20 protein-coding genes are annotated in these 25,867 nt (G+C 72.3%); 15 read left to right on the forward strand and 5 right to left on the reverse strand.

Going from position 1 to position 25,867, the window contains the following annotated elements; genetic code table 11:
* Positions 1–101: 101 nt before the first annotated feature.
* Complete coding sequence (locus N5875_RS22270) at positions 102–3,347, reverse strand: BTAD domain-containing putative transcriptional regulator (protein WP_338495545.1); 3,246 nt, start codon at positions 3,345–3,347, stop codon at positions 102–104.
* Between the two features lie 232 nt (positions 3,348–3,579).
* Between N5875_RS22270 and N5875_RS22275 the strand changes: the two genes are divergently transcribed.
* The 8 genes from N5875_RS22275 (at position 3,580) to N5875_RS22310 (ending at position 14,861) form a co-directional block, all read left to right on the forward strand.
* The gene (locus N5875_RS22275) at positions 3,580–4,797 is read left to right on the forward strand and encodes an amidohydrolase family protein (protein ID WP_318210765.1); all 1,218 of its coding nucleotides are present in this window, start codon (positions 3,580–3,582) and stop codon (positions 4,795–4,797) included.
* 441 nt (positions 4,798–5,238) lie between these two features.
* Complete coding sequence (locus N5875_RS22280) at positions 5,239–6,222, forward strand: hypothetical protein (RefSeq protein ID WP_318210766.1); 984 nt, start codon at positions 5,239–5,241, stop codon at positions 6,220–6,222.
* Between the two features lie 221 nt (positions 6,223–6,443).
* Positions 6,444–7,361 carry an LLM class F420-dependent oxidoreductase gene (locus tag N5875_RS22285; RefSeq protein ID WP_338495546.1) on the forward strand — a complete coding sequence of 306 codons (918 nt, stop codon included), beginning with the start codon at positions 6,444–6,446 and terminating at the stop codon, positions 7,359–7,361.
* Positions 7,362–7,372: 11 nt separating this feature from the next.
* Positions 7,373–8,134 carry a glucose 1-dehydrogenase gene (locus tag N5875_RS22290; protein WP_318210768.1) on the forward strand — a complete coding sequence of 254 codons (762 nt, stop codon included), beginning with the start codon at positions 7,373–7,375 and terminating at the stop codon, positions 8,132–8,134.
* A 106-nt stretch (positions 8,135–8,240) separates the two neighbouring features.
* Positions 8,241–9,365, forward strand: coding sequence for an LLM class flavin-dependent oxidoreductase (locus N5875_RS22295; RefSeq protein WP_318210769.1), 1,125 nt, complete (start codon positions 8,241–8,243; stop codon positions 9,363–9,365).
* 503 nt (positions 9,366–9,868) lie between these two features.
* Entirely contained in the window at positions 9,869–11,608 is a 1,740-nt protein-coding gene (locus N5875_RS22300; RefSeq protein WP_338495548.1) for a D-aminoacylase, read from the forward strand.
* The gene (locus tag N5875_RS22305) at positions 11,605–13,056 is read left to right on the forward strand and encodes an aldehyde dehydrogenase family protein (protein WP_318210771.1); all 1,452 of its coding nucleotides are present in this window, start codon (positions 11,605–11,607) and stop codon (positions 13,054–13,056) included. Before N5875_RS22300 ends, N5875_RS22305 begins: the two co-directional genes overlap by 4 nt.
* A 239-nt stretch (positions 13,057–13,295) precedes the next feature.
* On the forward strand, positions 13,296–14,861 hold the full coding sequence (locus N5875_RS22310; RefSeq protein WP_318210772.1) for an APC family permease: 1,566 nt from the start codon (positions 13,296–13,298) through the stop codon (positions 14,859–14,861).
* An 88-nt stretch (positions 14,862–14,949) separates the two neighbouring features.
* Here N5875_RS22310 and N5875_RS22315 read toward each other — a convergent pair whose 3' ends face one another.
* Entirely contained in the window at positions 14,950–15,165 is a 216-nt protein-coding gene (locus N5875_RS22315; protein ID WP_318210773.1) for a hypothetical protein, read from the reverse strand.
* 68 nt (positions 15,166–15,233) lie between these two features.
* Here N5875_RS22315 and N5875_RS22320 point away from each other — a divergent pair, with 68 nt between their 5' ends.
* Positions 15,234–15,725, forward strand: a complete 492-nt coding sequence (locus tag N5875_RS22320; protein WP_318210774.1) for a GNAT family N-acetyltransferase — start codon at positions 15,234–15,236, stop codon at positions 15,723–15,725.
* Here N5875_RS22320 and N5875_RS22325 read toward each other — a convergent pair.
* Positions 15,709–16,449, reverse strand: coding sequence for a GNAT family N-acetyltransferase (locus N5875_RS22325; RefSeq protein WP_318210775.1), 741 nt, complete (start codon positions 16,447–16,449; stop codon positions 15,709–15,711). The two genes, N5875_RS22320 and N5875_RS22325, sit on opposite strands and share 17 nt — an antisense overlap.
* Before the next feature lie 114 nt (positions 16,450–16,563).
* Here N5875_RS22325 and N5875_RS22330 point away from each other — a divergent pair, with 114 nt between their 5' ends.
* A complete protein-coding gene (locus N5875_RS22330) occupies positions 16,564–17,232 on the forward strand; it encodes a hypothetical protein (protein WP_318210776.1) in 669 nt (222 codons plus the stop codon).
* 22 nt (positions 17,233–17,254) lie between these two features.
* On the opposite strand, the gene N5875_RS22335 is transcribed toward N5875_RS22330, so the two are convergent.
* On the reverse strand, positions 17,255–18,733 hold the full coding sequence (locus N5875_RS22335; RefSeq protein ID WP_338495549.1) for a CehA/McbA family metallohydrolase: 1,479 nt from the start codon (positions 18,731–18,733) through the stop codon (positions 17,255–17,257).
* Between the two features lie 99 nt (positions 18,734–18,832).
* On the opposite strand from N5875_RS22335, the gene N5875_RS22340 reads away from it, so the two are divergent.
* From N5875_RS22340 to N5875_RS22360, 5 genes are all read left to right on the forward strand, one after another.
* On the forward strand, positions 18,833–19,663 hold the full coding sequence (locus tag N5875_RS22340) for an LLM class F420-dependent oxidoreductase (protein ID WP_318210778.1): 831 nt from the start codon (positions 18,833–18,835) through the stop codon (positions 19,661–19,663).
* A 40-nt stretch (positions 19,664–19,703) separates the two neighbouring features.
* Positions 19,704–20,000, forward strand: coding sequence for a hypothetical protein (locus N5875_RS22345; protein WP_318210779.1), 297 nt, complete (start codon positions 19,704–19,706; stop codon positions 19,998–20,000).
* Entirely contained in the window at positions 19,997–20,392 is a 396-nt protein-coding gene (locus tag N5875_RS22350; protein ID WP_338495551.1) for a DNA-binding protein, read from the forward strand. Before N5875_RS22345 ends, N5875_RS22350 begins: the two co-directional genes overlap by 4 nt.
* A gap of 42 nt (positions 20,393–20,434) precedes the next feature.
* Complete coding sequence (locus N5875_RS22355) at positions 20,435–23,020, forward strand: bifunctional FO biosynthesis protein CofGH (RefSeq protein ID WP_338495553.1); 2,586 nt, start codon at positions 20,435–20,437, stop codon at positions 23,018–23,020.
* 125 nt (positions 23,021–23,145) lie between these two features.
* Entirely contained in the window at positions 23,146–24,264 is a 1,119-nt protein-coding gene (locus tag N5875_RS22360; protein WP_338495554.1) for an ADP-ribosylglycohydrolase family protein, read from the forward strand.
* A 32-nt stretch (positions 24,265–24,296) separates the two neighbouring features.
* Here N5875_RS22360 and N5875_RS22365 read toward each other — a convergent pair whose 3' ends face one another.
* Complete coding sequence (locus tag N5875_RS22365) at positions 24,297–25,841, reverse strand: sodium:solute symporter family protein (protein ID WP_338495555.1); 1,545 nt, start codon at positions 25,839–25,841, stop codon at positions 24,297–24,299.
* Between the last annotated feature and the right edge of the window lie 26 nt (positions 25,842–25,867).

Genomic DNA, 25,867 nt, shown 5'->3' on the forward strand with positions numbered 1-25,867 from the left:
CCTCATCGGCGACCCGTCTGCCCCCCGACGCGGCGGATCGTCATGCAGAAAAGCATGCCGGGTGGCGATAAACGAACGATGAACGCACTGGCCGTGGGGGTCTACGCGGCGCTCGCGGGGGTCAGCAGAGCGCGAACCTCGTGGGCTTCCGGGGCCCCGAGTTCCTCGAAGATGTCGAGTGCCTCCTGCCAGCAGACCAACGCACGGCCGCGCTGGCCGATGCCGAACAGGGCCCGGCCCAGGACGGTGAGGACGTTGCCACGCCGCCACTCTCCCCCGATGCCCCGGAGCACCGTGAGCGCCATCTCGGCGTTCGACGCCGCCTGGGCGTGCCGACGGTCGGCGATGTCCACCTCGGACAACCGGAAGAGGGTCATGCCCTCCCACAGCCGCTGCCTGCTGTCGGCGAACACCGCCAGAGCCTCGCGGAGTTGTCCACTCGCTGCGGTGAGCTGATTGTCCTGCGTGAGGGCGAGGCCGAGGGCGTACCGCCCGTTCGCGCCCCGGAGGGCGTGTCCCATCGAGTCGTAGATGGCCGTGCCCTGCCGGGCGAGCGCTATCGCGCTCGACGTGCGGCCCGTGGCCAGGTGGATCCGCGACAGGTTACAGAGGGCGCTCGCCTCCCCCGGCTCGTCCCCGATGCCGCGGAACCGCTTGATCGCCTCGGTGAGGTATTGCTCGCCCTCCACGAAGCGGTTCTGGTACAGCGCGATGATGCCCCGGGCGTTCGCGGACCAGCAGGCGGGCACCGGGTCGCCGGCCCGTTCCGCGTGGGGCAGGGCGAGTTCGGCGTCGCGGTCCGCCTCCTCGAAGCGGCCCGCCGTGTGGTGGACACCCGCGAGGACCGTGAACGCACGGCCCTCGGCCCTGGCGTCCCCGTGCGCGCAGGCGGCATCGCGCACAACGACACCCGTCGCCTCGAACTCCCTTGAGTTCGCCCCCGACTCCCCGAGGTCCAGTGACGCCCACAGCAGGTCCACCGCGCGGCGGAGGGTCTCCGGGGTCGACGCCGACTGGCGGACGCACGCCAGGAGGCAGTTCGCCTCCGCGTAGAGCCAGTCCTGGGCCGTGTGGCGGTCCGTGAAGGTCAGGCCCTCGTACCGGGTCGGCTCCAGGTGGTCGACCAGGCGGTCGCCGGGGCGTTCGATCGCGTACACCCGCGCCGCCGTCGACAGGTAGAAGTCCAGGAGACGCGAGAGCGCCGCCTGCTTCTCCGACGGGGGCTGCTCGTCGCGGTCCGCGCACGCACGCGCGTAGAGCCGGACCAGGTCGTGGTAGCGGTAGCGGCCCGGCGCCGCCGACTCCAGGAGGGATGTGTCGACCAGGGCCTCCAGGAGGTCCTCCGTGTCCCAGAGCGGGAGGTCGAGAACGGCCGCCGCCGCCGCGAGGGAGATGTCCGGGCCGTCCGCCAGGCCCAGGAGGCGGAACGCGCGCGCCTGCGCCGGTTCCAGCTGCCCGTAGCCGAGCTCGAAGGTCGCCTTGACCGCGAGGTCGCCCGCCTGGAGTTCGTCCAGGCGCCGCCGCGAGTCCGCCAGCTTCGCCGCCAGGACCGAGACCGTCCACGTGCGGCGGGCCGCCAGGCGCGAGGCCGCGATACGGATCGCGAGGGGGAGGAAGCCGCAGGCCGCGACCACGTCCAGGGCCGCCTCGCGCTCCGACTGCACCCGCTCCTCGCCCACGATCCTCGTGAACAGCTGGAGCGCCTCCTCCGGGGACATCACATCCAGGTCCACCAGGTGCGCCCCCGCCAGGTCGACCATCCGGATGCGGCTCGTGACGAGGGCCGCGCAGCCCGCCGTCCCGGGCAGGAGGGGGCGGATCTGGGCCGCGTCCCTCGCGTTGTCCAGCAGCACCAGGACCCGGCGGCCGTCCAGCGTCGAGCGGTAGAGGGCCGCGCGGTCGTCGAGCGAGTCCGGGATGGCCGAATCCGGTGTGCCCAGGGCGCGGAGGAAGGAGCCCAGGACCGTCTCCGGCGCGGCCGCGCGGGAGCCCGCGCCCTGGAGGTCCACGTACAGCTGGCCGTCCGGGAAGTGCGGCCTCGCCTCGTGGGCCACGTGCACCGCGAGCGTCGTCTTGCCGACGCCGCCGATGCCCGCGAGCGCCGACACCGCCATGACATGGCCCTCGGCGGTGGCGAGCCGGTCGCCCAGCTCCCGCACGAAGGCCGACCGGCCCGTGAAGTCCGGGACGGTCGCCGGGAGTTGCGCGGGACGGGCGACGGGCGCGGCGGCCGGGGCGGCCTCCTCGACCGGGCGCGCCAGTTCGGCGTCGGCCTGGAGGATCCGCTGCTGGAGCCGGGAGAGTTCGGGGGTGGGGTCGACGCCGAGTTCGTCGGCGAGCAGCCGGCGCGTGTCGGCGTACACGGCGAGTGCCTCGGCCTGCCGCCCGCTCCGGTAGAGGGCGAGCATCAGCAGCTCGCGGAGCCGCTCGCGCAGCGGGTGCGCGGCGGTGAGCGCGGTCAGCTCGGACACGGCCTCCGCGTGCGCGCCGACCTCCAGATCGATGTCGAGCCGGGTCTCCAGGAGCGTGAGCCGCCACTCCTCCAGGCGGGTCCGCTGCGTCTCGGCGTACGGCCCCGGTACGGAGGCCAGCACCTCGCCGTCCCACAGGTCGAGCGCCTCGGCGAGCCGGTCGCGGGCGCCCGCCCGGTCCCCGGCGGCCCGCAGCTTCTCGGCCTCGGCGCCGAGTTCCTGGGCGGTGGCGACGTCGAGCGCGGCGGCCGAGGTGCGCAGGGCGTAGCCGCCGGACTCGCTGACGAGGACCTTGGGGCCGAGCGCCTTGCGGAGCCGGGAGGCGTACGTCCGTACGGCCGCGAGGGCCTGCGAGGGCGACTCCTCGCCCCAGAGCGCGTCGATCAGCTCGGAGGCGGTGGCGGTACGTCCGCCCCGGAGCAGCAGCGCGGCGAGCAGGGCCCGCTGCTGGGGGGAACCGGTGGGTACGGGCTCCCCGTCCCGCCAGGCCCGGACGGGGCCGAGCACGGCGAACCGCAGGAGACCGGGGGCGGCGGCGTGGGACGCGGCCGTGCCGTCGGCGATGTCGGAACCGGGGTGCGGCCTGGTGACGGAACCGGCGTGGGGCCCGGCCTCGGGCCCTCCCTCGGGCTTCGCCCGGCCGACGGCGTCGGTCTCGGCGACGTGGCCGGAACGCGACCCCGCAGCCGTGCCGGCAGTCGAACCCGCCGCCGTCCCCGCAGTCGTCGCCGTACCCGTCCCCGAGCCGGTCCTCGCACTCATCCCCGTACCCGGGTGTCCGGCGTCGTCCGGGTGCGTGACCGTGTGCTCCTTCGTGCCCGCCGGCCGGCGACCGCCCTCGTCGGCGTTCAGGCCCGTGCCGGCGTCCGCGCCCATCCTCGGAGCCCGTTGCGCCGGAACTCGCGGTCCGTTCTCACGGTCCATCGCTCCCCCTGCCCGTACCGCCACCGCTGGTTTCGCCCTGGACAGTCTGCCTTGTCCGGAGGGAGTCCGTCAGCATCGGGTCGACCGTAGTCCGGGCCGTGATGCGGCCGTAGTGAGCCCGTCACACCGTCGATTCGCCGCAGGATAGCTGACGGACCGTCAGATCGACGCTACCGTGAAAGCCATGGAGACCTTCCCGAAGATCATCTCGGTGGACGACCACACCGTGGAGCCCCCGCACGTCTGGCGGGACCGGCTCCCGTCCCGCTTCCACGACACCGGACCCCGTGTCGTCCGCGCCCCGCTCAAGGAAATGACCTTCCTCGGCGGGAAGTTCGCCCCCGTCATGGGAGCCAAGGGGGACGACGGCCCGATCGGCGACTGGTGGGTCTACGAGGACCTGCACCGGCCCCTCACCCGGCTCGACACCGCCGTCGGCTACGACCGCGACGAGATACGGCTCGAAGTCATCACGTACGAGCAGATGAGGCCCGGCTCCCACTCCGTGCCCGAGCGGCTCGCCGACATGGACGTCAACCACGTCCAGTCCGCGCTCTGCTTCCCCACCTTCCCCCGCTTCTGCGGGCAGACCTTCACCGAGGCGAGCGACCGCGAGCTGGGGCTGCTCTGCGTCCGGGCGTACAACGACTGGATGGTGGAGGAGTGGTGCGGGCCCGAGGCGCGCGGGCGGCTCATCCCGCTCACCCTCATCCCGCTCTGGGATCCGGAGCTGGCCGCCGCCGAGGTGCGCCGCAACGCCGCGCGCGGGGTGCGGGCGGTCGCGTTCTCGGAGATCCCGCCGCACCTCGGGCTCCCCTCGGTGCACACGGACCACTGGGACCCCTTCTTCCGTGCGTGCGACGAGACGGGCACCGTCATCGCGATGCACATCGGCTCGTCCAGCCGGATGCCGTCGACGTCCGCCGACGCCCCGCCGGCCGTGGGCTCGACCATCACCTTCGCCAACTGCTGCTTCTCGATGGTCGACTGGCTGATGAGCGGCAAGTTCGAGCGCTTCCCCAACCTCAGGATCATGTACGCGGAGGGGCAGATCGGCTGGATCCCGTACATCCTGGAGCGCGCCGACGTCGTGTGGGAGGAGAACCGCGGCTGGGGCGGGGTCGCCGACAAGGTGCTGCGCCCGCCGTCCGAGCTCTTCGCCGGGCATGTCTTCGGCTGCTTCTTCGACGACGCCTTCGGCCTGAGGAACCTCGACGCGATCGGGGTCGGGAACGTCCTGTACGAGACGGACTACCCGCACTCGGACTCCACCTGGCCCAAGTCGCGCGAGGTCGGCGAGGCGCAGATGGGGCACCTGGCCCCGGACGTCGTCGAGCGGATCGTCCGCGGCAACGCGATCGACCTCCTCGGCCTGACCCCGGACGGCCTCTGGCGGCCGTAGTCCCGCGACCACGGCCGGGCTCCCCCTCCGAGGACGGGGGAGTCCGGCCGTTCTGTCGCCCGGATGGCCCAGCGGGGAGGCCCCCTGATGGCGGAGTGTTGTTGCGTGAGTGCAGATGGTAATCAAGTGTGCGCTCCTTGCACATCACGAGACAGCCAGTGGACATCCCCCGGGGCGTCCGCGAACGGAGCCTGTGACATGACCCCCGACCCCCTCCCGCACCTTCATCCCGCGGACGACGACATGGAGAACGACGACATAGAACCGACCGCAGAGCCCCGCCCGGTTCCGTCCCGCCAGCCGGTTGTCTCCTCGCCCCCGACGCTCGGCGCATCTCCGCTCCCCGACCGGCCGACGGCGTTCCCGGTGGGGCCGAAGCCCCCGGCCGGGTCGACGTCACCCGTCGCACCGAAGCCCCCTGGCGCGGCGGCGGTTCCGCCCGTGACGGCGCCACCCGCCACCCCGCAGCCGTCGGAGGCCTCGGGCGCCCCCCGGCCCCGGCCCGACATCGAGGCGCAGGACCACGAGGAGCCCGGCGGCGAAGCGGTCCACACGCTCCTGCGGACCGCGGCGACCGAGCGGCCGGTGGAGGAGGTCGCCGCCCTGGTGGCCCGCCTGCAGGAGACCGGCGAACTCTCCAGCCCCGCCGACGTGGCGCTCCGCGCGGCGGCCGTCACCCGTCCGCTGGACGAGGTGCGCCAACTGCTCGCGCTGCTGAACGCGTCCGGATACGACCTCGACCAGGCCGAGACCACCCTGCGCGCCGCGGCGGTGGGTCGGCCGGTCGAGGACGTGGTCCGGCTCGTCGGCATCCTGGGCGCCGACAGCAGCGACTGGCGGCCCACCGCGGGCGGGGGCGCCGCGGCGGCGCGGAACGCCGAACCCGGCAGGCGGGGCCACGCGCGCGTCGGCGGGGCGGACACGCCGGCCACGGCCGCCCCGAAGAAGCGCGAGCGGGGCGCCGCCGGCGCGCGGAAGTCCCCCCTGGACGGCGCGCTGGCGGCGGGCCCCGGCAGCCACGTCGCCTCTCCCGCGCTGAGGTCGGTACTGCGCTGGCCCGCCGCGCTCGCGCTGTTCGCCTGCGGCCTGGTCCATCTGCCGACCGATCTCGGGGGTCTGCGCTCGGGCGGCGACGCGCAAGCGCTGTCCGTGGTCGTCACGGTGCTCTGTCTGGCGTGCGCGGTGTGGCTCGCGGCCAGGGACACCCTGATCGCCTGGGCCGCCGCCGCGGGTGTCGCCGTCTTCGTCGTCGCGATCCACGGAGTCGCGGGCATGCGCACCGTCGAGCTGCTGAGCGGCAGCCTCGGCGTCACGTTCGCCTGGGCGAAGGCGCTGGGGCTCGTGAGTGCCGTGGGCATCGTCTGCCTGGCGGCCTCGGCCCTGGTGCGCCACGTGAAGGCGTCCGGCGCGACGGACAGCGCCTGACGCGCCTGACGCGTCCGGCGTGTCTGACGTATCGGAGAACGAGGACGAAGATCCGCCCCCGCTCGGGCAGCTCACCGCTGCCCGAGCGGGGGCTCCGTCATGTTCCCGGTGCGCCCCTGACCCTTGCCTGATGGACCGTCAGGTACGAGCATGGGCCCCGCTCGTCGAAAGTGACGGGTCGTCAGGCAGGGCCGCGAGGCCAGGGCTCAAGGGGGTTCCTCATGGTCGTCTACGGAATGCAGCTGCCGGTCCAGTCGCAGAGCGCGATCTACGCCGAGCCCTGGGAGGCGGACTCCGGGCCCGCCGATCTGCTCGCCGTCGCCCGCGCCGCCGAGGACCACGGGTTCGACTACCTCGCGAGCTGTGACCACGTCGCCATCCCGCGCCGGCTCGCCGAGGCCATGAGCACCGTCTGGTACGACCCGGTCGCCACGCTCTCCTTCCTCGCCGCCGCCACCGAACGCGTCCGGCTGCTCTCGCACGTCGCCGTCGTCGGGCTGCGCCATCCGCTCGTCACCGCCAAGGCGTACGCGACGCTCGACCACCTCTCCGGCGGCCGGCTGGTCCTCGGGGTCGGCGCCGGGCACGTACAGGAGGAGTTCGAGGTGCTCGGCGTGGACTTCGCGCGCCGGGGTGCCGTGCTCGACGAGACCATGGACGCGCTGCGGGCCGCGCTCGGCCCCGAGGAGTACCCGGAGCACCTGGGGGAGCGGTTCGCCTTCAAGGACCTCGGGCAGCTGCCCCGGCCCGCGCAGGAGCGCGTCCCGCTCTGGGTCGGCGGCTCCTCCCCGGCCGCCGTGCGCCGCGCCGCGCTCAAGGGCGACGGCTGGCTCCCGCAGGGTGACCCGCGCGAGCGGCTGGCCGTACAGATCCAGAAGCTGCTGCGGCTCCGCGCCGACGCCGGGATCGCGGAGCCGATCACCGTCGGCGCGATCCCCGAGCCGCTGTACGTCGGCAGCCCCGCCTGGAACGTCGGCCGCCGCACCCTGAGCGGGCCGCCGGAGGAGCTCGCCGCCTCCCTGCGCGCGTACGGGGAGATGGGCGTGCACCAGATCCAGGTCCGGTTCCGCTCCCGGAGCCGTACCGAACTCATCGACCAGATGGCGGCCTTCGGCACGGAGGTCGCCCCCCACCTCTAGGGAGTACGGACATGGGCACACTCGACGGGCGGGTCGTCCTCGTCACCGGCGCGGCGCGCGGACAGGGCGAGCAGGAGGCCCGGCTGTTCGCCGCGGAGGGGGCCAGGGTCGTCCTCGCGGACGTCCTCGACGACGCCGTCGGCGCGCTGGCCAAGGAGCTGGGGGAGGAGCGGGCCCTCCCCGTCCATCTGGACGTGACCAGCGAGGACGACTGGGCCACGGCCGTGACCCTCGCCAAGGAGCGGTTCGGGAAGATCGACGGGCTGGTCAACAACGCCGGCATCCTCCGCTTCAACGAGCTGCTCTCCACCCCTCTTGAAGAGTTCCAGGCGATCGTCTCCGTCAACCAGACCGGCTGCTTCCTCGGCATCCGTACCGTCGCGCCCGAGATCGCGGCGGCCGGCGGCGGGACGATCGTCAACACGGCCTCGTACACGGGCCTGACGGGGATGGCCGGAGTCGGCGCCTACGCCGCTTCCAAGCACGCCGTCCTCGGGCTGACCCGGGTGGCCGCCCTGGAGCTGGCCGCGCAGGGGATACGGGTGAACGCCGTCTGCCCGGGCGCCATCGACACCGCCATGAGCAACCCGGAGGGCGTGGACCCGGCCGCCACGGCCGAGCTGTACCGCTCGCTCGTGCCGCTCGGGCGGATCGGGCGGCCGGACGAGGTGGCGGCCCTCGCGCTGTTCCTGACCGGGGAGGACTCGGCGTACATCACGGGGCAGCCGTTCGTGATCGACGGCGGCTGGCTGGCGGGAGTCAGTCTGTTCTGACAGCTGACGACACGTCAGGTATTGACGCACCTGGCGCTCGGTGCGACAGTCGGGCACATCACGAATCTGACGACTCGTCAGAAACTCACGAGGACGGTGAACCCCCTTGGAATTCGGGATCTTCGTACAGGGATACGTCGGCAAGCGCGCCGAGACCGATCCCGAAGCCGAACACAAGGCCCTCATGGAGGAGACCGAGTACGTCATCCAGGCGGACAGGTCCGGCTTCAAGTACGCCTGGGCCTCGGAGCACCACTTCCTGGAGGAGTACTCGCACCTCTCCGCCAACGACGTCTACCTGGGCTACCTCGCCCACGCCACCGACCGGATCCACCTCGGCTCCGGCATCTTCAACCCCCTCGCCCCCGTCAACCACCCGGTGAAGGTCGCCGAGAAGGTCGCCATGCTCGACCATCTCTCCGGCGGACGCTTCGAGTTCGGCTCCGGCCGGGGCGCGGGCTCCCACGAGATCCTCGGGTTCATGCCGGGCATCACCGACATGAACCACACGAAGGAGCTGTGGGAGGAGACGATCGCCGAGTTCCCCAAGATGTGGCTCCAGGACGAGTACGTCGGCTTCCAGGGCAAGCACTGGTCGCTGCCGCCCCGCAAGGTCCTCCCGAAGCCGTACGGAAAGTCCCACCCCGCCATGTGGTACGCCGCCGGGTCCCCGTCCTCGTACGCCATGGCCGGCAAGAAGGGCCTCGGCGTCCTCGGCTTCAGCGTGCAGAAGGTCTCCGACATGGAGTGGGTCGTCGAGTCCTACAAGACCGCGATCAAGGAGGCCAGGGCGATCGGCGACTTCGTCAACGACAACGTCATGGTGACCTCGACCGCGATCTGCGCCGAGACCCACGAGAAGGCGGTCGAGATCGCGGTGGGCGGCGGCCTCAACTACCTCCAGTCGCTGCTCTTCCGCTACCACGACACCTTCCCGCGGCCGGAGGGCATCCCGGAGTGGCCGGAGCTCCTGCCCGAGTACTCGGCCGAGATCATCGAACTCCTCATCCAGGAGGAGCTGATGATCTGCGGCGATCCGAGCGAGGTGCTCGCCCAGTGCAAGCGCTGGGAGCAGGCGGGCGCGGACCAGCTGTCCTTCGGGCTGCCGATCGGGATCTCGTACGAGGACACGATGAACTCGATCAAGCTGATCGGCGAGCACGTGATCCCGAAGATCGACACGGACCCGGTCCACCGCACGACCCGCTTCCGCCAGTCCGCGTCCTCCTGACGGGCCGCCGCCAGCCGCCGCGCGGGCGCACCCGCACGGGCCCGCGCCGCCACCCACCGCCGTGCGGGCAACCATCCCGCACGGGCGGTGCCCACCCGCACGGGCGGTGCCGCCGCCCCCGCCGTGTGGGCCGTGCCCGCGCCCGCCGCCCCCGCCGTGTGGGCAATCGTCCCGCGGGGCGGGACGGGTGGGCACACGGGACGGCGCCCTCTGGCGGCGCCTCCGCCCCTTGTGCCTGGGCCCGCACCAGAAGTGCGCCGTGCAACTAGGTGCGGGTCAGGGCGCGGAAGCCTAGGCCCGGCAAGGGGCGCCGTCCCGTTGTGCCCACCCGTTCCGCCCCAGCGGAACAGATGCCCACAACGGGGTGGGTGAGCGGGCGCCGTACCCGAAGCGCGGGGTGGCGTCTTCCCGGACCGTCGCCCCGTATCCGCCCCGGCCGGAGGCCCCCCGCGGCGGCCCCCGGTCCGGGGCGCACCCGTGTCCACGTCCAGAGAGGGAACGTCATGCTCGATCACCTGATCAAGGGCGCCACCGTCGTGGACGGCACCGGCGCCCCCGCCCACGTCGCCGACGTCGGCATCCGCGACGGGCGGATCGCCGTGGTCGCCGAGCCCGGCACCGTACGCGAGGAGGCCCGTACGACCGAGGACGCCACCGGTCTCGTCCTCACGCCCGGCTTCGTCGACCCGCACACCCACTACGACGCCCAGCTGTTCTGGGACCCGTACGCCACCCCCTCCATGAACCACGGCGTCACCACCGTCGCCGGCGGCAACTGCGGCTTCACCCTCGCCCCGCTCCACCCGGACCGGCCCGAGGACGCCGACTACACCCGCCGCATGATGTCCAAGGTCGAGGGGATGGCCCTCAAGGCCCTGGAGGAGGGCGTCGACTGGTCCTGGTCGTCGTTCGCCGAGTACCTCGACGCCCTCGACGGCCGGATCGCCGTCAACGCCGGTTTCATGGTGGGCCACTGCGCCCTGCGCCGGTACGTGATGGGCGCCGACGCCGTCGGCGGGCAGCCCACCCCCGAGCAGCTCGCGCAGATGGTCGCCCTTCTCAAGGAGGCCATGGAGGCCGGTGCCTGGGGGCTCTCCACCACCCAGTCGTCCACCCACTCCGACGGCGACGGCGCCCCCGTCGCCTCCCGGCACGCGAGCCCCGAGGAGCTGATCGCCCTCTCCGCGGCGGTCGGCGAGCACGAGGGCACCCAGCTGGAGGCGATCCTCGCGGGCTGCCTCGACCAGTTCTCCGACGACGAGATCGAGCTGTTCGTCGAGATGACCGCGGCCGCGGGACGTCCCCTCAACTGGAACGTCCTCACCATCGACGCCGCCGTCCCCGAACGCGTCCCGCGCCAGCTCACCGCCTCCGAGCGGGCCCGGAAGTCCGGCGGCCGGATCGTCGCCCTCACCATGCCGATCCTGACCCCGATGAACATGTCGCTCGGCACGTTCTGCGCGCTCAACCTCATCCCCGGCTGGGGCGAGATCCTCGCCCTCCCCGTTCCCGAGCGGATCGCGAAGCTCCGCGACCCGGACGTACGGGCCGAGATGCTGCGGCGCGCCGACTCCAGGGAGGCCGGGGTCTTCCGGCGCCTCGCCCACTTCGGGCGGTACGTCATCGGGGACACGTACAGCCGCGAGAACGAGGGGCTCACCGGGCGCGTCGTCGGCGACATCGCCGCCGAGCGCGGCCAGGACCCCTTCCAGTGCCTCGTCGAGATCTGCGCCAACGACGAGCTCCGGACGATCCTGTGGCCGATGCCCAGCGACAACGACCCGGCCTCCTGGGCGCTGCGCCGCGAGACCTGGGACCACGAGGACGTGCTGCTCGGCGGCTCCGACGCGGGCGCCCACCTGGACCGGATGTGCGGAGCGCCGTACACGACCCGGTTCCTCGGCGACTGCCTGCGCGGGCGGAAGCTCGTGCCGCTTGAGCGGGCGGTTCGGATGCTGTCCGACGACCCGGCCCGGCTCTTCGGGCTCCGCGAGCGGGGCCGGATCGCCGAGGGCTTCCACGCCGACCTGGTCCTCTTCGACCCGGAGCGGATCGACGCGGGCCCGGCGACCCTCGTGCACGACCTGCCGGGAGACAGCCCGCGGCTGGACTCGCGGGCGGTCGGGATCGTGTCGGTCCGGGTCAACGGCGTGGAGACGGTACGGGACGACGAGGTGACCGGCGCGGTCCCGGGGAAGGTGCTGCGCTCCGGCCGTGACACGAGGACGGTGGCGACCAGGTGAACCAGCAGCTCTTCATCGGCGGCGAGTGGGTCGAGCCCGACGGCGGTCACTACGAGGTGATCGACCCGGCCACCGAGGAAGTCGTCGGCCTCGCCCCGGAGGCCTCCCGCGCCCAGGTGTACGAGGCGGCCGCCGCGGCCCGCGAGGCCTTCGTCTCCTGGTCCCGGACGAGACCCGAGGAGCGGGCGGCGATCCTCGACCGGGCCGCCGACCTGATGGCCAGGGACGCCGAGGCGAACACCCTCCTCGCCCGCGCCGAGACCGGTGCCACCACCGGCACCGCGCGCGGCATGCAGGTCGCCGTCGGCTCCGCCCGCTTCCGGCGGTACGCGCGGGGAGCCATGGAACCGGTCGAGCAGGCGCTGCCCCCGCAGATCAACGAAGCCGGCCCGATGGGGAAGGCCGGGGTGTTCGGCGCGGTGGCGGTGCGTCGCCCGGTCGGGGTCGTCACCTGCATCACCTCGTACAACAACCCCTGGGCCAACCCGGCCGGCAAGGTCGCCCCCGCGCTCGCGATGGGCAACACGGTCCTGGTGAAGCCCGCCCCGCAGGACCCGCTCTCCGTGTACGCGATGACCCGCGCCCTGGCGGAGGCCGGCGTCCCGCCGGGCGTCGTCAACGTGGTCACCGGCTCCTCGGTGGAGGCCGGACGGGCGGCCGTGGACTCCCCGGACGTCGACATGGTGTCGTTCACCGGTTCCACGGCGGTCGGGCAGGCGATCGGCGAGGTCTGCGGCCGCGCGCTCAAGCGGCAGCTGATGGAGCTGGGCGGCAAGGGCGCCGCGCTCGTCTTCGACGACGCGGACCTGGACTCGGCGGTGATGGGGATCGGGACGACGTTCTCGTTCTACAGCGGACAGATCTGTACGGCCCCGACCCGGGTGCTCGCCCAGCGCGGGATCTACGAGCGGCTGATCGAGAAGCTCACCGGCTATCTGGCCTTCATGAAGGTGGGGGACCCGGCGGAGCAGGGCACGATCGTCGGCCCGGTGATCTCGGCGGCCCACCGCGACCGGGTGGAGTCGTACGTGGAGCTCGGCCGGAAGGAAGGGGCGCGGGTCGTCGTCGGCGGCGAGCGGCCGGACCTCCCGAAGGGCTTCTACGTGGCGCCGACGCTGCTCGCCGACTGCACCAACGAGATGCGGGTGGTGCGGGAGGAGATCTTCGGGCCGGTCGTCGTGGTGGTCCCCTTCGACGACGAGGAGGAGGGGATCGCGCTCGCCAACGACAGCGACTACGGCCTTCTCGACTACGTGTGGTCGGGCGACGTGGCCCGCGCCTTCCGGATCGCGGCCCGGCTGCGGGCCGGCGGGGTGGGCGTGAACACGATCGGACGGAACATGGAGGCGCCGTTCGGCGGATTCAAGCGGAGCGGGGTCGGACGGGACGTCGGCTCGTACGCGCTGCACGCGTACAGCGAGCTGCAGGCCGTTGTCTGGCCGGGGTGAGCGCGTGGCCGAAAATTTCCTTCGGAAAATTTGAAACCGGACATTTAGGGCACTGCTGCGGTTCCCGCATATCGGACGTGGCCCGACCGACCTACCAGTTGGTCGGCCCGTTCTGGTCGTCGATCTTTCAATCATTGGTGGGCGTCCGCTTCGACCCCCGCAAAGTAAGGCGATGATCGGTCGGATCTACGGAGTTCGATCTTCCGGATGTGGAAACCGCAGCATTTAACGTCCTGTTCATGACTCAGGTGGATGCACGGCCCCAGGCCGGAGACACGGTAAGGGGCGTCAACGCCCCCGGCGACGCGAACGGCGTGCGCAAGAAGGGCCTCGGCGGGAACTCCGTCGGGCTGATGGGCAGTGCCGTCATCGGCATCTCGACCGTCGCCCCCGTCTACTGCCTGACCTCGACGCTCGGCTCCACGGCCGGCGAGGTCGGCCTGCAGATGCCCGCGATCTTCCTCGCGGGATTCCTCCCGATGCTCCTCGTCGCCTTCGCGTACCGGGAACTCAACAAGGTCATGCCGGACTGCGGCACCTCCTTCACGTGGACCGTGAAGGCCTTCGGCCCCAAGATCGGCTGGATGTGCGGCTGGGGCCTCGTCATCGCGACGATCATCGTCCTCTCCAACCTGGCGGGCGTCGCGACCTCCTACTTCTGGCTCCTCGCGGGCGAGATCAGCGGCAGCGAATCCATCGCCGCCCTGGACGACAACAAGGCCGTCCACATCCTCACCTGTCTCACGCTCATCGCCGTCGCCACGGCCATCAGCTACCGCGGCATGACCGCCACCAAGGGCGTCCAGTACGCCCTCGTCGGCCTCCAGCTCGTCGTCCTCGTCGTCTTCGTGGCGATGGCGCTGTCGAAGGCCGGCGAATTCGAGACCTCGGTCTCCTTCTCCTGGTCCTGGATGAACCCCTTCGCGGTCCAGTCCTTCGCCGCCTTCACCGCCGGCCTCTCGCTCTCGATCTTCATGTACTGGGGCTGGGACGCCTGCATGGCGACCAACGAGGAGACCACCGGCAGCGCCAAGACCCCCGGCCGCGCCGCGCTCATCGCGATGGTCGTCCTGGTCGCCTCCTACCTGGCCACCGGCATCGCCGCCCAGATGGTCGTCGGCTCCGGCGAGGAGGGCCTCGGCCTCGCCAACCCGGAGACCTCCGACAACGTCTTCGCCGCCCTCGCCGGCCCGGTCATGGGCCCCACGCTCGGCATCCTGCTCTTCGTCGCGGTCCTCGCCTCGGCGGCCGCCAGCCTCCAGACCACGTTCATCCCGGTCGCCCGCACGGTGCTCGCGATGTCCACGTACGAGGCCCTGCCGAAGTCCTTCACCAAGGTCCACCCGGTCTTCAAGACCCCCGGCAAGGCGACGATCGTCGCCGGTGTCGCCACCGGCGTCTTCTACACCGTGATGACCCTGCTCAGCGAGAACGTCCTGGTCGACACCATCTACGCGCTCGGCCTGATGATCTGCTTCTACTACGCGCTCACGGCCTTCGCCTGCGTCTGGTACTTCCGCGGCGAGCTCTTCCGCTCCGGCCGGGACTTCGCCTACAAGGGCCTGATGCCACTGCTCGGCGGACTGATGCTGACGGCCGTCTTCGGCAAGACGCTGTACGACATGTGGGACCCGGCCTACGGCTCCGGCTCCGCGGTCCTCGGTGTCGGCTCGGTCTTCGTGATCGGCGTCGGGCTGCTGCTCATCGGCGTGGTGATCATGCTGGTCATGCAGCGCCGGAGCCCCGCCTTCTTCCGGGGCGAGGTGCTGACGAAGGAGACGCCCTCGCTGGTGGTGGCCGACTGACGGCCGTACACCCCTGAGTCACAGAAACGCGAAGGTGGCGGGCCCGTGGGGGGCCCGCCACCTTCGTCCTTCTCTGCCCGCCTACGGCTCAGTGGTGTCCGGGGAGCAGCTTCTCCACCGCCGCGTTCGCGGGCGGCAGGTCGGGCGTACCGGCCGGCTTGGCCTTCGGGGTCAGGACGCCGCTGAGCGGCACGACGGACGGCAGGTTCACCCCGCCGGCGTCGGCGGCGGCGGTTCCGGCGGCGGCGAGGCCGCCGGTCGCGGCGAAACAGGTGAGGGCGACTGCGGTGAGCATCTTCTTCATGCCCGCACCAACGCGGACGGTGTGGATCCGGTTACGAGGGACCTCCCGGGGCTCCCTAGGATGCGTCCATGTATGGGGAGACGAACTGGTCGCTGCGCCCCGGGCGGGCGGAGGACATCGAGGCGATGGCCGAGCTGCGGGCGGTCGTCATGCGGGACGACCTGGAGCGGCTCGGGCGCTACGACGAGCACCGGGTGCGGCAGCGGCTGCGGGACGGCTTCTCGACCGCGTACACCTCGGTCGTCGAGGTGGACGGCGCGTTCGCGGGCTGCGTCACGCTGCGGCCGCGCGAGGAGGAGGCGGGGTTCTACCTGGAGCACCTGTACCTGGACCCCGAGGTCCAGGGGAGGGGCCTCGGGACGGCGGTGCTGCGGGAGCTCCTCGCACAGGCGGACGAGGCGGAGCTCCCGGTCCGGCTCCAGGTGCTCCAGGGCAGCGCCGCCCGCCGCCTCTACGAGCGCGAGGGCTTCACCTGCGAGTACGAGGACCCGGTGGACGTGCTGCTCGTGCGCGAGCCACGGGCCGCCGCCGCGGACGGCGTCCCTACGCCTCCGCGATGAGCGCGGTGGCGACCGTACGGAAACCGAGCCGCCCGTAGAGCCGGGCCACGTCCGCGTCCGACGCCGACAGGAACACCAGCTCCACGCCGCGTGACCGGGCGTCGGCCACCAGGGCCGCCGTCACCGCGAGCCCGAGGCCCCTGCGCCGGGCCGCCGGGACGGTGCCGACGCCGACGACCTCGGAGACGGCCCCGACGGGCTGGTGCTGCCCGGCCGAGAGCACGGTCCCGGTGGCGTCCAGGGCGGCCGAGAGATGGGTGAGACCCGCCGTGATCCGGTCGGCGACGCCGGTGACCGCGTCCGGGGCGGGCTCGGCGCCGAAGGCCGCGTACGGCGCGGCGACCGCGCTCGCCAGGAACGGATCGCGGGCGCCGACCATCCGTACGGTGACGTCCTCGGGCCGCGCCACCGGGAGACCCTCGCCCTCCAGGACCATCAGCGGATGCTCGTGCACGGCGAGCCCGCTCGCCTCCACGGCCGCCCGCAGCCCCGGCGTCGTCTCCGCCACCCACTCGAACGCCTCGGGCACCCCCAGCTCCCGCTGCCGGGCCCGGACCCGGTCCACGTCGGCGACCGTCACCTCCCCGTCGTACCCGAGCGCGGGCCGCGCGTAGTACGGCCAGCCCGCCCCCTCCCGTACGAACAGGGTCAGCGGCCCGAACTCCTCGGCGCGGGCGGCGGAACGGGGAACGGCGTCGTAGTACGTCTCGATTCGCTTCAGCACGGGGTCACGGTAGGCGGCGGAGCGCGAGACCGCCTGTGGATTTCGCTCTCTGCCCCGGAACCGTGCGTGGCATGATCCCGTCACTCTGAGCACGATCGAAACGGGGGAGACGCGATGAGCAGGACGCACACCTGCCCGAGATGCGGGCGCGACGACCGGGTGCAGGCGGTACCGGCCGTGTACCTCGGCGGACGGGACTCCGTCATGACCCGGGAGCGGGACTCGGACGGCGACCTGCGGACCGTGACGCGGACGGCCACCACCGGGCTCTCCAAGGCGCTCGCGCCGATCCCGGAACCGCCGTCGTACGCCGTCGGCTGCCTCGGGGTTCTCGCCGCGGCCGTCGCCGTCGGCACCTTCCTGGGCGGGGTCCTCGGCGGAAAGTGGTTCGAGGACGAGTCGGCACCGGCGGAACCCGTGGAACGGAACGGCTACCAGCTGGTCGCACCGGACCCGCCCTTCGGCGCCGCCGGGCCGCCGCCGGACCTCGACTTCCTGGGCTGGATCTCGGCGTTCGCGCTGCTTGCGGCCGTCCTGGTGTTCACGCTGATGTACCGGCGCAAGGCCCGCTTCACCCGGCTGACGCGCGGCCGCCACCGCGCCGAGGAACTCTGGTCGTGCGGCTGGTACTGCCACCGCTGCGGCACGGTCCACTTCGAGGACGTCCCCGGCGAGGACCGCGCCCCCCTCACCCTCCAGCAGTTCCGCGAACGGGTCTGGGAGCACGGCGGCTACGGAGACCTCGCGGCCGAACAGCGAGCGGTGGCCGCGCTCGACGCGTGACGGCCGCGAAGTCCCCGGTCCGTCAGCGGGCCTCCAGGAACACTGGGTTCGTGAAGGCCACCAGGGCGCCCGGCAGCGGGGGCAGAGCAGCCGGGTGACGGACCTCGGCGCGTACGTACGTGGCGTACGCGGCGGTCGTCGACCACTCGGCGAAGCCCTCGGCGGCCGGCTTCGTGTGCAGCACACCCTGGTCCGTGACGAAACGGATCGTGCCGCCCTCCGGGGCGCCGGTCACCTTCAGCCGTACCGTCACCGGCTCGTCGTCGGGCACCCGCAGCCGCTCGCCGATGCCCGCCGTACGGCCCCGGCCGTCCGTCACCGAGAAGTCCAGGGACACCGCGGAGGACTCGGCGACGTACGAGCGGCCCGCGCGCAGCCCCGCGAGGATCGCCTTCCGGCTCAGGTCGTCGGCGAGGACCACGGTCTGCGGGGTGCCGACCCGCTCCGGGTCGCGGTGGGCGTCGCTGTTGCCCATCGCCGGGGTCCAGCGGCCCTCGGCGAGCGCCGCGTCCCAGCCGGCCAGGGACACCTCGTCGTCCGGGGTGAAGGGGCCGTTCCACACCTCGACGGCGTCCGCCTCGCCGAAGCCGAACTTCCACATGCAGCCGATGCAGGTGGCGTGCGGGTGGGCGGGGACGACGAGGCCGCCGGACCGGCGGATCTCGCGCGCGAAGTGCCCGAAACGGTTCTCCCGGGCCCGGTAGCGCCAGTCGACGAAGGTGCCCGGGTCGGTGCCGATCGCGAGGACGTGCCCGTTGCGGGTGGTGACCTCCTCGCCGAGCAGGATCAGCAGGTCGTCCCCGGCGAGCCCGGCCCACGCGCCGTGCCCGCCATGGGTGTTGTGCTCGGTCGCGGTGAGGAAGTCCAGGCCGGCGGCGCGGGCCAGCGCGGCGACCTCGGCGGGGGTGCGGCGCCCGTCCGAGTACACGGTGTGGAGGTGGCAGTCGCCGCGGTACCAGGCGCGGCCGCGGCCCGCGGCCCGCTCCGGCGGGTACACGGGGCGGGGAGCCGGCGGCGCGGCGCCGAACCGGAGGGTGATCGTGACGCTGTACGGGAGCCCCTGCGGGGCCACGGTGTAGGGGGCGAGGACGACGTACCAGGTCCCGGCCTTCAGCGGCCCGGCGACGTAGCCGGGCGTCGCCTCGTCCGTACGGACGAAGAACTCCTTGCGCGCGCCGCCCGACCAGCCGCGGAAACCGTTCCCGCCGAGTGCGGTGCCGCGCTGGTCGAAGAGGCCGATGTCGAGGGCGTTGCCCTGGGTGCCGGCGGGGACGGCGGGCCGCTCGTAGGAGTACGCCACGTGGAGCTCGCGGACCCCGCGGGGCAGCTCGACGGGGAGGTACACGTAGTCGGGGGAGCCGGGCGGCAGGGTGCCGGTCACGGTCTCCGTCCGTTCGCCGTCCTCGGCGTGGGCGAAGCTCACACCGCTCAGCGTCAGGGCGGAAGCGATGCCTGTCGTGATGCCTGTCGCGAGGAGTACACGTCTGCTCGGTTCGCTCATGGAGGCACCCTGGTGCGTACCCGTGAACGCCCGGCCAACGCGGAACGCACTCGTGTCGCACCCCTCGGAAATCCGGGCCGTACGCCCTACCGTGCCGCTATGCGGATCTCGACCACGATCTTCCTGACCGACGAGACCATCAGCCCCGTGCGGCTCGCGCGCGAGCTCGAACAGCGCGGCTTCGGCGGGCTCTACCTCCCCGAGCACACCCACATCCCCGTCGCACGGGACACGAGCTACCCGGCGGGCGGCGAACTGCCCCGCGAGTACGGCCGCACCCTCGACCCGTTCGTGGCCCTCGGCCAGGCCGCGGCGGTCACCGAGCGCCTGGCGCTCGGCACCGGCATCACGCTGATCACCCAGCACGACCCGATCGCCCTCGCGAAGCAGATCGCGACCCTCGACCACCTCTCCGGTGGCCGCTTCACCCTCGGCCTCGGCTTCGGCTGGAACAAGGAGGAGGCCGCCGACCACGGCGTCGACTGGCCGACCCGCCGGGAGCTCGGCCGCGACCGGCTGAACCTGATGCGAGCCCTCTGGGCCCCCGAACCCACCGCGTACGAAGGCGAGTTCGGCCACTCGGTCCGCCCGTCCCAGGCCTGGCCGAAGCCGGCGGGCGGCGCGCCCCGCATCCTCCTGGGCGGCGCGGCGGGCCCGAAGCTCTTCGCGCAGATCGCGGCGCAGACGGACGGCTGGATGCCGATCGGCGGCCGGGGTCTGACGGAGTCCCTCCCGGTCCTGAAGGAGGCGTGGGAGCAGGCGGGCCGCGACCCGAAGACCCTGGAGATCGTCCCGTACGCGGTCCTCCCGACCCCGGGCAAGCTCGCGCACTACGCGGAACTGGGCTGCGAGGAGGTGGTCCTCCAGCTTCCCCCGGGGGACGAGGCGGAGGTTCTGCGGGTACTGGACGACTTCGCGCAGTACCTGTAGAACGCAAACGTTCTAATGGAAGTTCTGTTAGAGTCGCGCCATGGGTGAATCGACGTACGCGGCCGGCGAGGGGCCCACGCACACCAAGTCCGTCTCCTTCCACCTCGGCACCACGGAGGCGGTGAACGCCCGCGTCGGGTCCCGCGGCTTCTCCGCCTATGTGGAGCATGCCGTGCAGCGCCAGATCGAGCGGGACAACCTCGCCGAACTGGTCATGGCGAACGAGGAGATCCACGGCCCGCTGACCTCCGAGGACATCGAGGAGGCCCGCGCGGAACTGCGCGAGGCGCGGCGTCGCGCGTCCCAGGAGGGCGGGGAAGCGGAGGAGGCCGCGTGAGCGGCACCCTCGTACTCGACTCCGAAGGGCTCTCCCGGTACCTGCGAGGTGACCGCACCATGACGGCGCGCTTGGAGGCTGCGCGTCTCGACGACATGCGGGTCGTCGTCAGTGCGGTGACGATCGTCGAGGCCGACCCGAGCGGTGCGCACCGAGCGCGGATCTCCTGGGCTCTCTCCCGGCCGGCCGTCGAGCCGGTCACCAAGGAGATCGCGGCGGCGGCCGTCGGCCTTCTGGCCGGCATCGACAGCGGCGGCGGCCACAATTACGCGCTGGACGCCATCGTGGCCGCGACCGCGCGCGCCGCCCATCCGCCGGTCGTCCTGCTGACCTCCGACCCGGAGGACCTCGAACGGCTCTGTGGACCGGACATCGCCGTGCTCAAGGTCTGAAGGGTCTCCTGACCTTCCAGGGCCGCTCGTATGCTCGTTTCCATGACTGATCACCAGGCAGCCCGCCCCACCGCGAACGCCATGCGCCGTGCCCTCAAGCGCGCCAGGGACGGCGTCGCGCTCGATGTCGGTGAGGCGGCCGTGCTGTTGCGGGCGCGGGGGGAGGATCTGGCGGATCTGGTCGCGTCCGCGGGGCGGGTGCGGGACGCGGGCCTGGCGGCGGCCGGGCGTCCGGGGGTCATCACGTACTCGAAGAGCGTGTTCATACCGCTCACCCGGCTCTGCCGGGACAAGTGCCACTACTGCACCTTCGTCACCGTCCCGGGCAAGCTGCGCCGCGACGGCCACGGGATGTTCATGTCGCCGGACGAGGTCCTCGACATCGCCCGCCGTGGCGCGGAACTGGGCTGCAAGGAAGCCCTGATCACCCTCGGGGACAAGCCCGAGGACCGCTGGCCCGAGGCCCGCGAATGGCTCGACGCGCACGGCTACGACGACACCATCGCCTACGTACGGGCCATGGCCATCCGGATCCTCGAAGAGACCGGGCTGCTGCCGCACCTGAACCCCGGTGTCATGTCGTGGACCGACTTCCAGCGGCTCAAGCCCGTCGCCCCCTCTATGGGGATGATGCTGGAGACGACCGCGACCCGGCTGTGGTCGGAGCCCGGCGGCCCGCACTACGGGTCCCCCGACAAGGAGCCGGCGGTGCGGCTCAGGGTCCTTGAGGACGCGGGGCGGTCCTCCGTGCCCTTCACCTCGGGGCTGCTTCTGGGCATCGGGGAGACGCTGGAGGAGCGGGCGGAGTCACTGTTCGCGCTGCGGCGGGTCTCGCGCGCGTACCACTCCATTCAGGAGCTGATCATCCAGAACTTCCGCGCCAAGCCGGACACGGCCATGCGCGGCATGCCGGACGCCGAGCTCGACGACCTCGTCGCCACCGTCGCCGTCGCCCGCCACATCATGGGCCCCTCCGCCTGCCTCCAGGCCCCGCCCAATCTCGTCGACTCCGAGTACGAGCGCCTGATCGCCGCCGGCATCGACGACTGGGGCGGCGTGTCCCCGCTCACCATCGACCACGTGAACCCCGAGCGGCCCTGGCCCAGGATCGAGGAACTCGCGGAGAAGTCCCGGGCGGCCGGTTTCGAGCTGCGCGAACGGCTCTGCGTCTACCCGGAGTTCGTGCGCCGGGGCGAGCCCTGGCTCGACCCCCGCCTCCTCCCGCACGTCCGCGCCCTCGCCGACCCCGCCACCGGCCTGGCGAACCCCGACGCGCCGGTCCGCGGCCTGCCCTGGCAGGAGCCCGACGAGGCGTTCACCGCCACCGGCCGCACCGACCTGCACGCCACCATCGACACCACCGGCCGCACCCACGACCGCCGCGACGACTTCGACGAGGTGTACGGCGACTGGGACGCCCTGCGCGAAGCCGCCGCCCCCGGCATGGTCCCCGAGCGGGTCGACACCGACGTCCGCGAGGCCCTCGCCGTCGCAGCCGACGACCCCACGAAGCTCTCCGACGCCCAGGCCCTCGCCCTGCTGCACGCCGACGGCCCCGCCCTCGACGCCCTGACCCGCATCGCCGACGACGTCCGCAAGTCCGTCTCCGGCGACGATGTGACGTACATCGTCACCAGGAACATCAACTTCACCAACGTCTGCTACACCGGCTGCCGTTTCTGCGCCTTCGCCCAGCGCCGTACCGACGCCGACGCCTACACCCTCTCCCTCGACCAGGTCGCCGACCGCGCCGAACAGGCCTGGGACGTCGGCGCCGTCGAGGTCTGCATGCAAGGCGGCATCCACCCCGACCTGCCCGGCACCGCCTACTTCGACATCGCCCGCGCGGTGAAGAAACGCGTCCCCGGCATGCACGTCCACGCCTTCTCACCGATGGAGGTCGTCAACGGCGCCACCCGCACCGGCCTTTCGATCCGCGAGTGGCTCACGGCCGCCAAGGAAGCCGGACTCGACTCGATCCCCGGCACCGCCGCCGAGATCCTCGACGACGAAGTCCGCTGGGTACTGACGAAGGGCAAGCTGCCGACGGCGACGTGGATCGAGGTCATCACCACGGCCCACGAACTCGGCATCCGCTCCTCCTCCACGATGATGTACGGCCACGTCGACCAGCCCCGCCACTGGCTCGGCCACTTCCGTACCCTCGCCCGCATCCAGCAGGAGACGGGCGGTTTCACCGAGTTCGTCACCCTCCCCTTCATCCACACCAACGCCCCCGTCTACCTCGCGGGCATCGCCCGCCCCGGCCCCACCACCCGCGACAACCGCGCGGTCATCGCCATGGCCCGCCTCCTCCTCCACCCCCACATCCCCAACATCCAGACCAGCTGGGTGAAGCTCGGCACCGAGGGCGCGGCGGAGATGCTCCGCTCCGGCGCCAACGACCTCGGCGGCACCCTCATGGAAGAAACCATCTCCCGCATGGCCGGCTCCAGCTACGGCTCCTACCGCTCCATCCGCGACCTCGAAGCCATCGCGGAAGCGGCGGGCCGCCCGGCGAAGCCCCGGACAACCCTCTACGGCGAAGTACCGGAGGAACGGCAGCGCACGGCGAGGGCGTCGGACGGACACCTCCCGGAACTGCTGCCGGTCCTTCCCCAGGAGTAGCAGGCGTGGAACGCGGTCAAAAGTGGCCTGAAGGACGTCGGATCACATAACGTTCCGGCCCCCGAACGGACGTACCCGGTCCATTACAGTGCTGCGCAGACCGGTCTACGGGGGGAGGGCACGTCGTGGCCACGACAGCCGCGGCCGTGTGGGGCCGCGCCGAGCAGCAGGACTTCCGCGCCCGCGTACGGGGCTGTCTGCTCGGCGGAGCCCTCGGCGACGCCCTGGGCGCGGGCGTCGAGGGGCTCACCCTCGCCGAGATCAGGGACGCCCACGGACCTGACGGACTCGGCGAGCCCGCGCCCGCGTTCGGCCGTCGTGGCGCCGTCACCGCCGCCACCCAGATGGGGCTCTTCACCGTCGACGGTCTGATCCGCGCCCAGGTCCGCCGCGACACCGGCGCCTGGCACCCGCCCACCGACGTCCACCGGGCGCATCTGCGCTGGGCCGCCACCCAGCGCGACTGGGGCCCCGACGAGCGCCGCAAGGACAACGGCTGGCTCGCCCGCGAGGAATGGCTCTACGCCCGCCGCAACCCGTCCCGCGCCTGCCTCACCGGCCTCGGCGACGAGATCCTCGGCACCCTCGACAAGCCCAAGAACCCGGAGGCCGCCGACTCCGGCGCGCTCGTCCGCTCCGCCCCCTTCGGGCTGCTCGTCGGCTGGGAGCCGCAGCTCGTCTGCCAGCTCGCCGTGGAGTGCGCCGCCCAGACCCACGGCGCCCCGGCCGCCGGCCTCGCCGCCGGCGCCTTCGCGGTCGTCGTCCACGGCCTCGCGCGCGGCGGCTCCGTGGAGGCGGCCGTCGACCGGGCGCTCGGGCAGCTGGCGGCGCGCCCCGGCCACGAGCCGGTCACCGAGGCGCTGGGCCGCGCCCTCGGAGCCGTACGGGAGGGGATTCCCGACCCGGAGCGGGTGGCCGCCCTCGGCGCGGGGGAGGACCGGGCCGAGGGGCAGCTGGCGGCGGCGGTCTACTGCGCCCTGGTCGGCGAGGACGTACGGCACGGGCTGCGGCTCGCGGTGAACCACGACGGTCCTTCGGCGGTGACCGGGGCGCTCACGGGCGCGCTGCTCGGCGCCCTGCACGGCGAGACGGCCCTCCCGCCGGCCTGGCTGGCCGAACTGGAGGGCCGTGCGACGGTCCTGGAGCTCGCGGACGACTTCTCGATGGAGATGACCCAGGGGGCCGCCCTGCACAGCCCGACGGAGTCCTCGCCGGGCTGGCTCGCGCGCTATCCGAGGGGCTGACCGTCGCGTGACGCGAGGGGCTGACCGTCGCGTCACGCGAGGGGCTGGCCGGTGCGCTCGCCGCCCTGAGCGGGGATCGCGGCGCCGCCCTCGTCGTCCGGGTCCGTGCCGATCTTGTCCAGGAGCGCGTCCCGTTCCGGGGTGTCCTCGGGCCTGATGAAGCCGATGAGCACGTACAGGACGAGCGACGTGGCGAGCGGCGAGACGATCTGGATCTGGAGCTCGATGCCGTCGAGGCCGTAGTTGGTGAGCCAGAAGACGAAGAGTCCGGCGGCCCAGGAGACGAGCGCCGCCGTCGGGCCGGACTTCCGGAAGGCCTTCAGGAGACCCAGCATGAACGGGATGGCGATCGGGCCCATCAGACCGGCGACCCACTTGATGACGACGGTGATGATGTCCTTGAAGGTGGGCGAGTTGACCTGGGTGGCGACGGCCATCGACAGCGCGAGGAAGGCGATCGTCGACCAGCGCGCGGCCACCAGACCGGCCCGCTGTGTCCAGCTCCGCGCGGTCTTGCTGAGGACGGGTGCGATGTCCCGGGTGAAGACGGCCGCGATGGCGTTGGCGTCGGAGGAGCACATGGCCATGGTGTGCGAGAAGAAGCCGACGATGACCAGACCGAGGAGGCCGTGCGGCAGGAGTTGTTCGGTCATCAGGGCGTACGAGTCGGAGGCGTCGGGCTTCTTCGGGTCGACGAGCAGTGGCGCGACCCACATGGGGAAGAAGAGGACGAGCGGCCAGACGAACCAGAGGACGGCGGAGAGGCGCCCGGAGCGGGTGGCCTCGCGGGCGTTGGGGGTGGCCATGTAGCGCTGGGCCTGGTTCCACATGCCGCCGCTGTACTCGAAGGTCTTGATGAAGAGGTACGCGAGCAGGAAGGTCAGCGTGTACGGGCCGGCCGTCGGCGCGGTGTGGCCCTGGAGCTCCGGCCGGTCCCAGACGTCCCACAGCGCGCTGATCCCGCCGAGCTTGGCGAGGACGGCGACGAGCATCGCGATGCCGGCGAAGAACTGGATGATGAACTGGCCGAGTTCGGTGAGCGCGTCGGCCCAGAGGCCGCCGACCGTGCAGTAGATGCCGGTGATCACGCCGGTGATGAGGATGCCCTGGTTGAGGGAGATCCCGGTGAAGACGGAGAGCAGGGTGGCGATCGCGGCCCACTTGGCGCCGACGTCGACGATCTTCAGGAGGACGCCGGACCAGGCGAGCGCCTGCTGGGTGGGGAGGTTGTACCGGTTCTTCAGGTACTCCAGCGGGGAGGCCACGTGGAGCCGGGAGCGGAGCCGGTTGAGGCGGGGCGCGAAGAGATGGGCGCCGATCGCGATCCCGATCGCGATCGGGAAGGACCAGGTGACGTACGACGTGACGCCGTAGGTGTAGGCGATGCCGGCGTATCCGGTGAACATCACCGCGCTGTAGCCGGACATGTGGTGCGAGATGCCGGAGAGCCACCAGGGCATCTTGCCGCCGGCGGTGAAGAAGTCGGAGACGTTGTCCACGCGCTTGTGGGACCAGACGCCGATCGCGACCATCACGCCGAAGTAGCCGATGAGCACGGCCCAGTCGAGACTGTTCATTGAGCCCCCTCCAAGGGGTCCGGTCC

Origin of the sequence: Streptomyces sp. SJL17-4, from assembly GCF_036826855.1 — a bacterium.
Classification (GTDB): domain Bacteria; phylum Actinomycetota; class Actinomycetes; order Streptomycetales; family Streptomycetaceae; genus Streptomyces.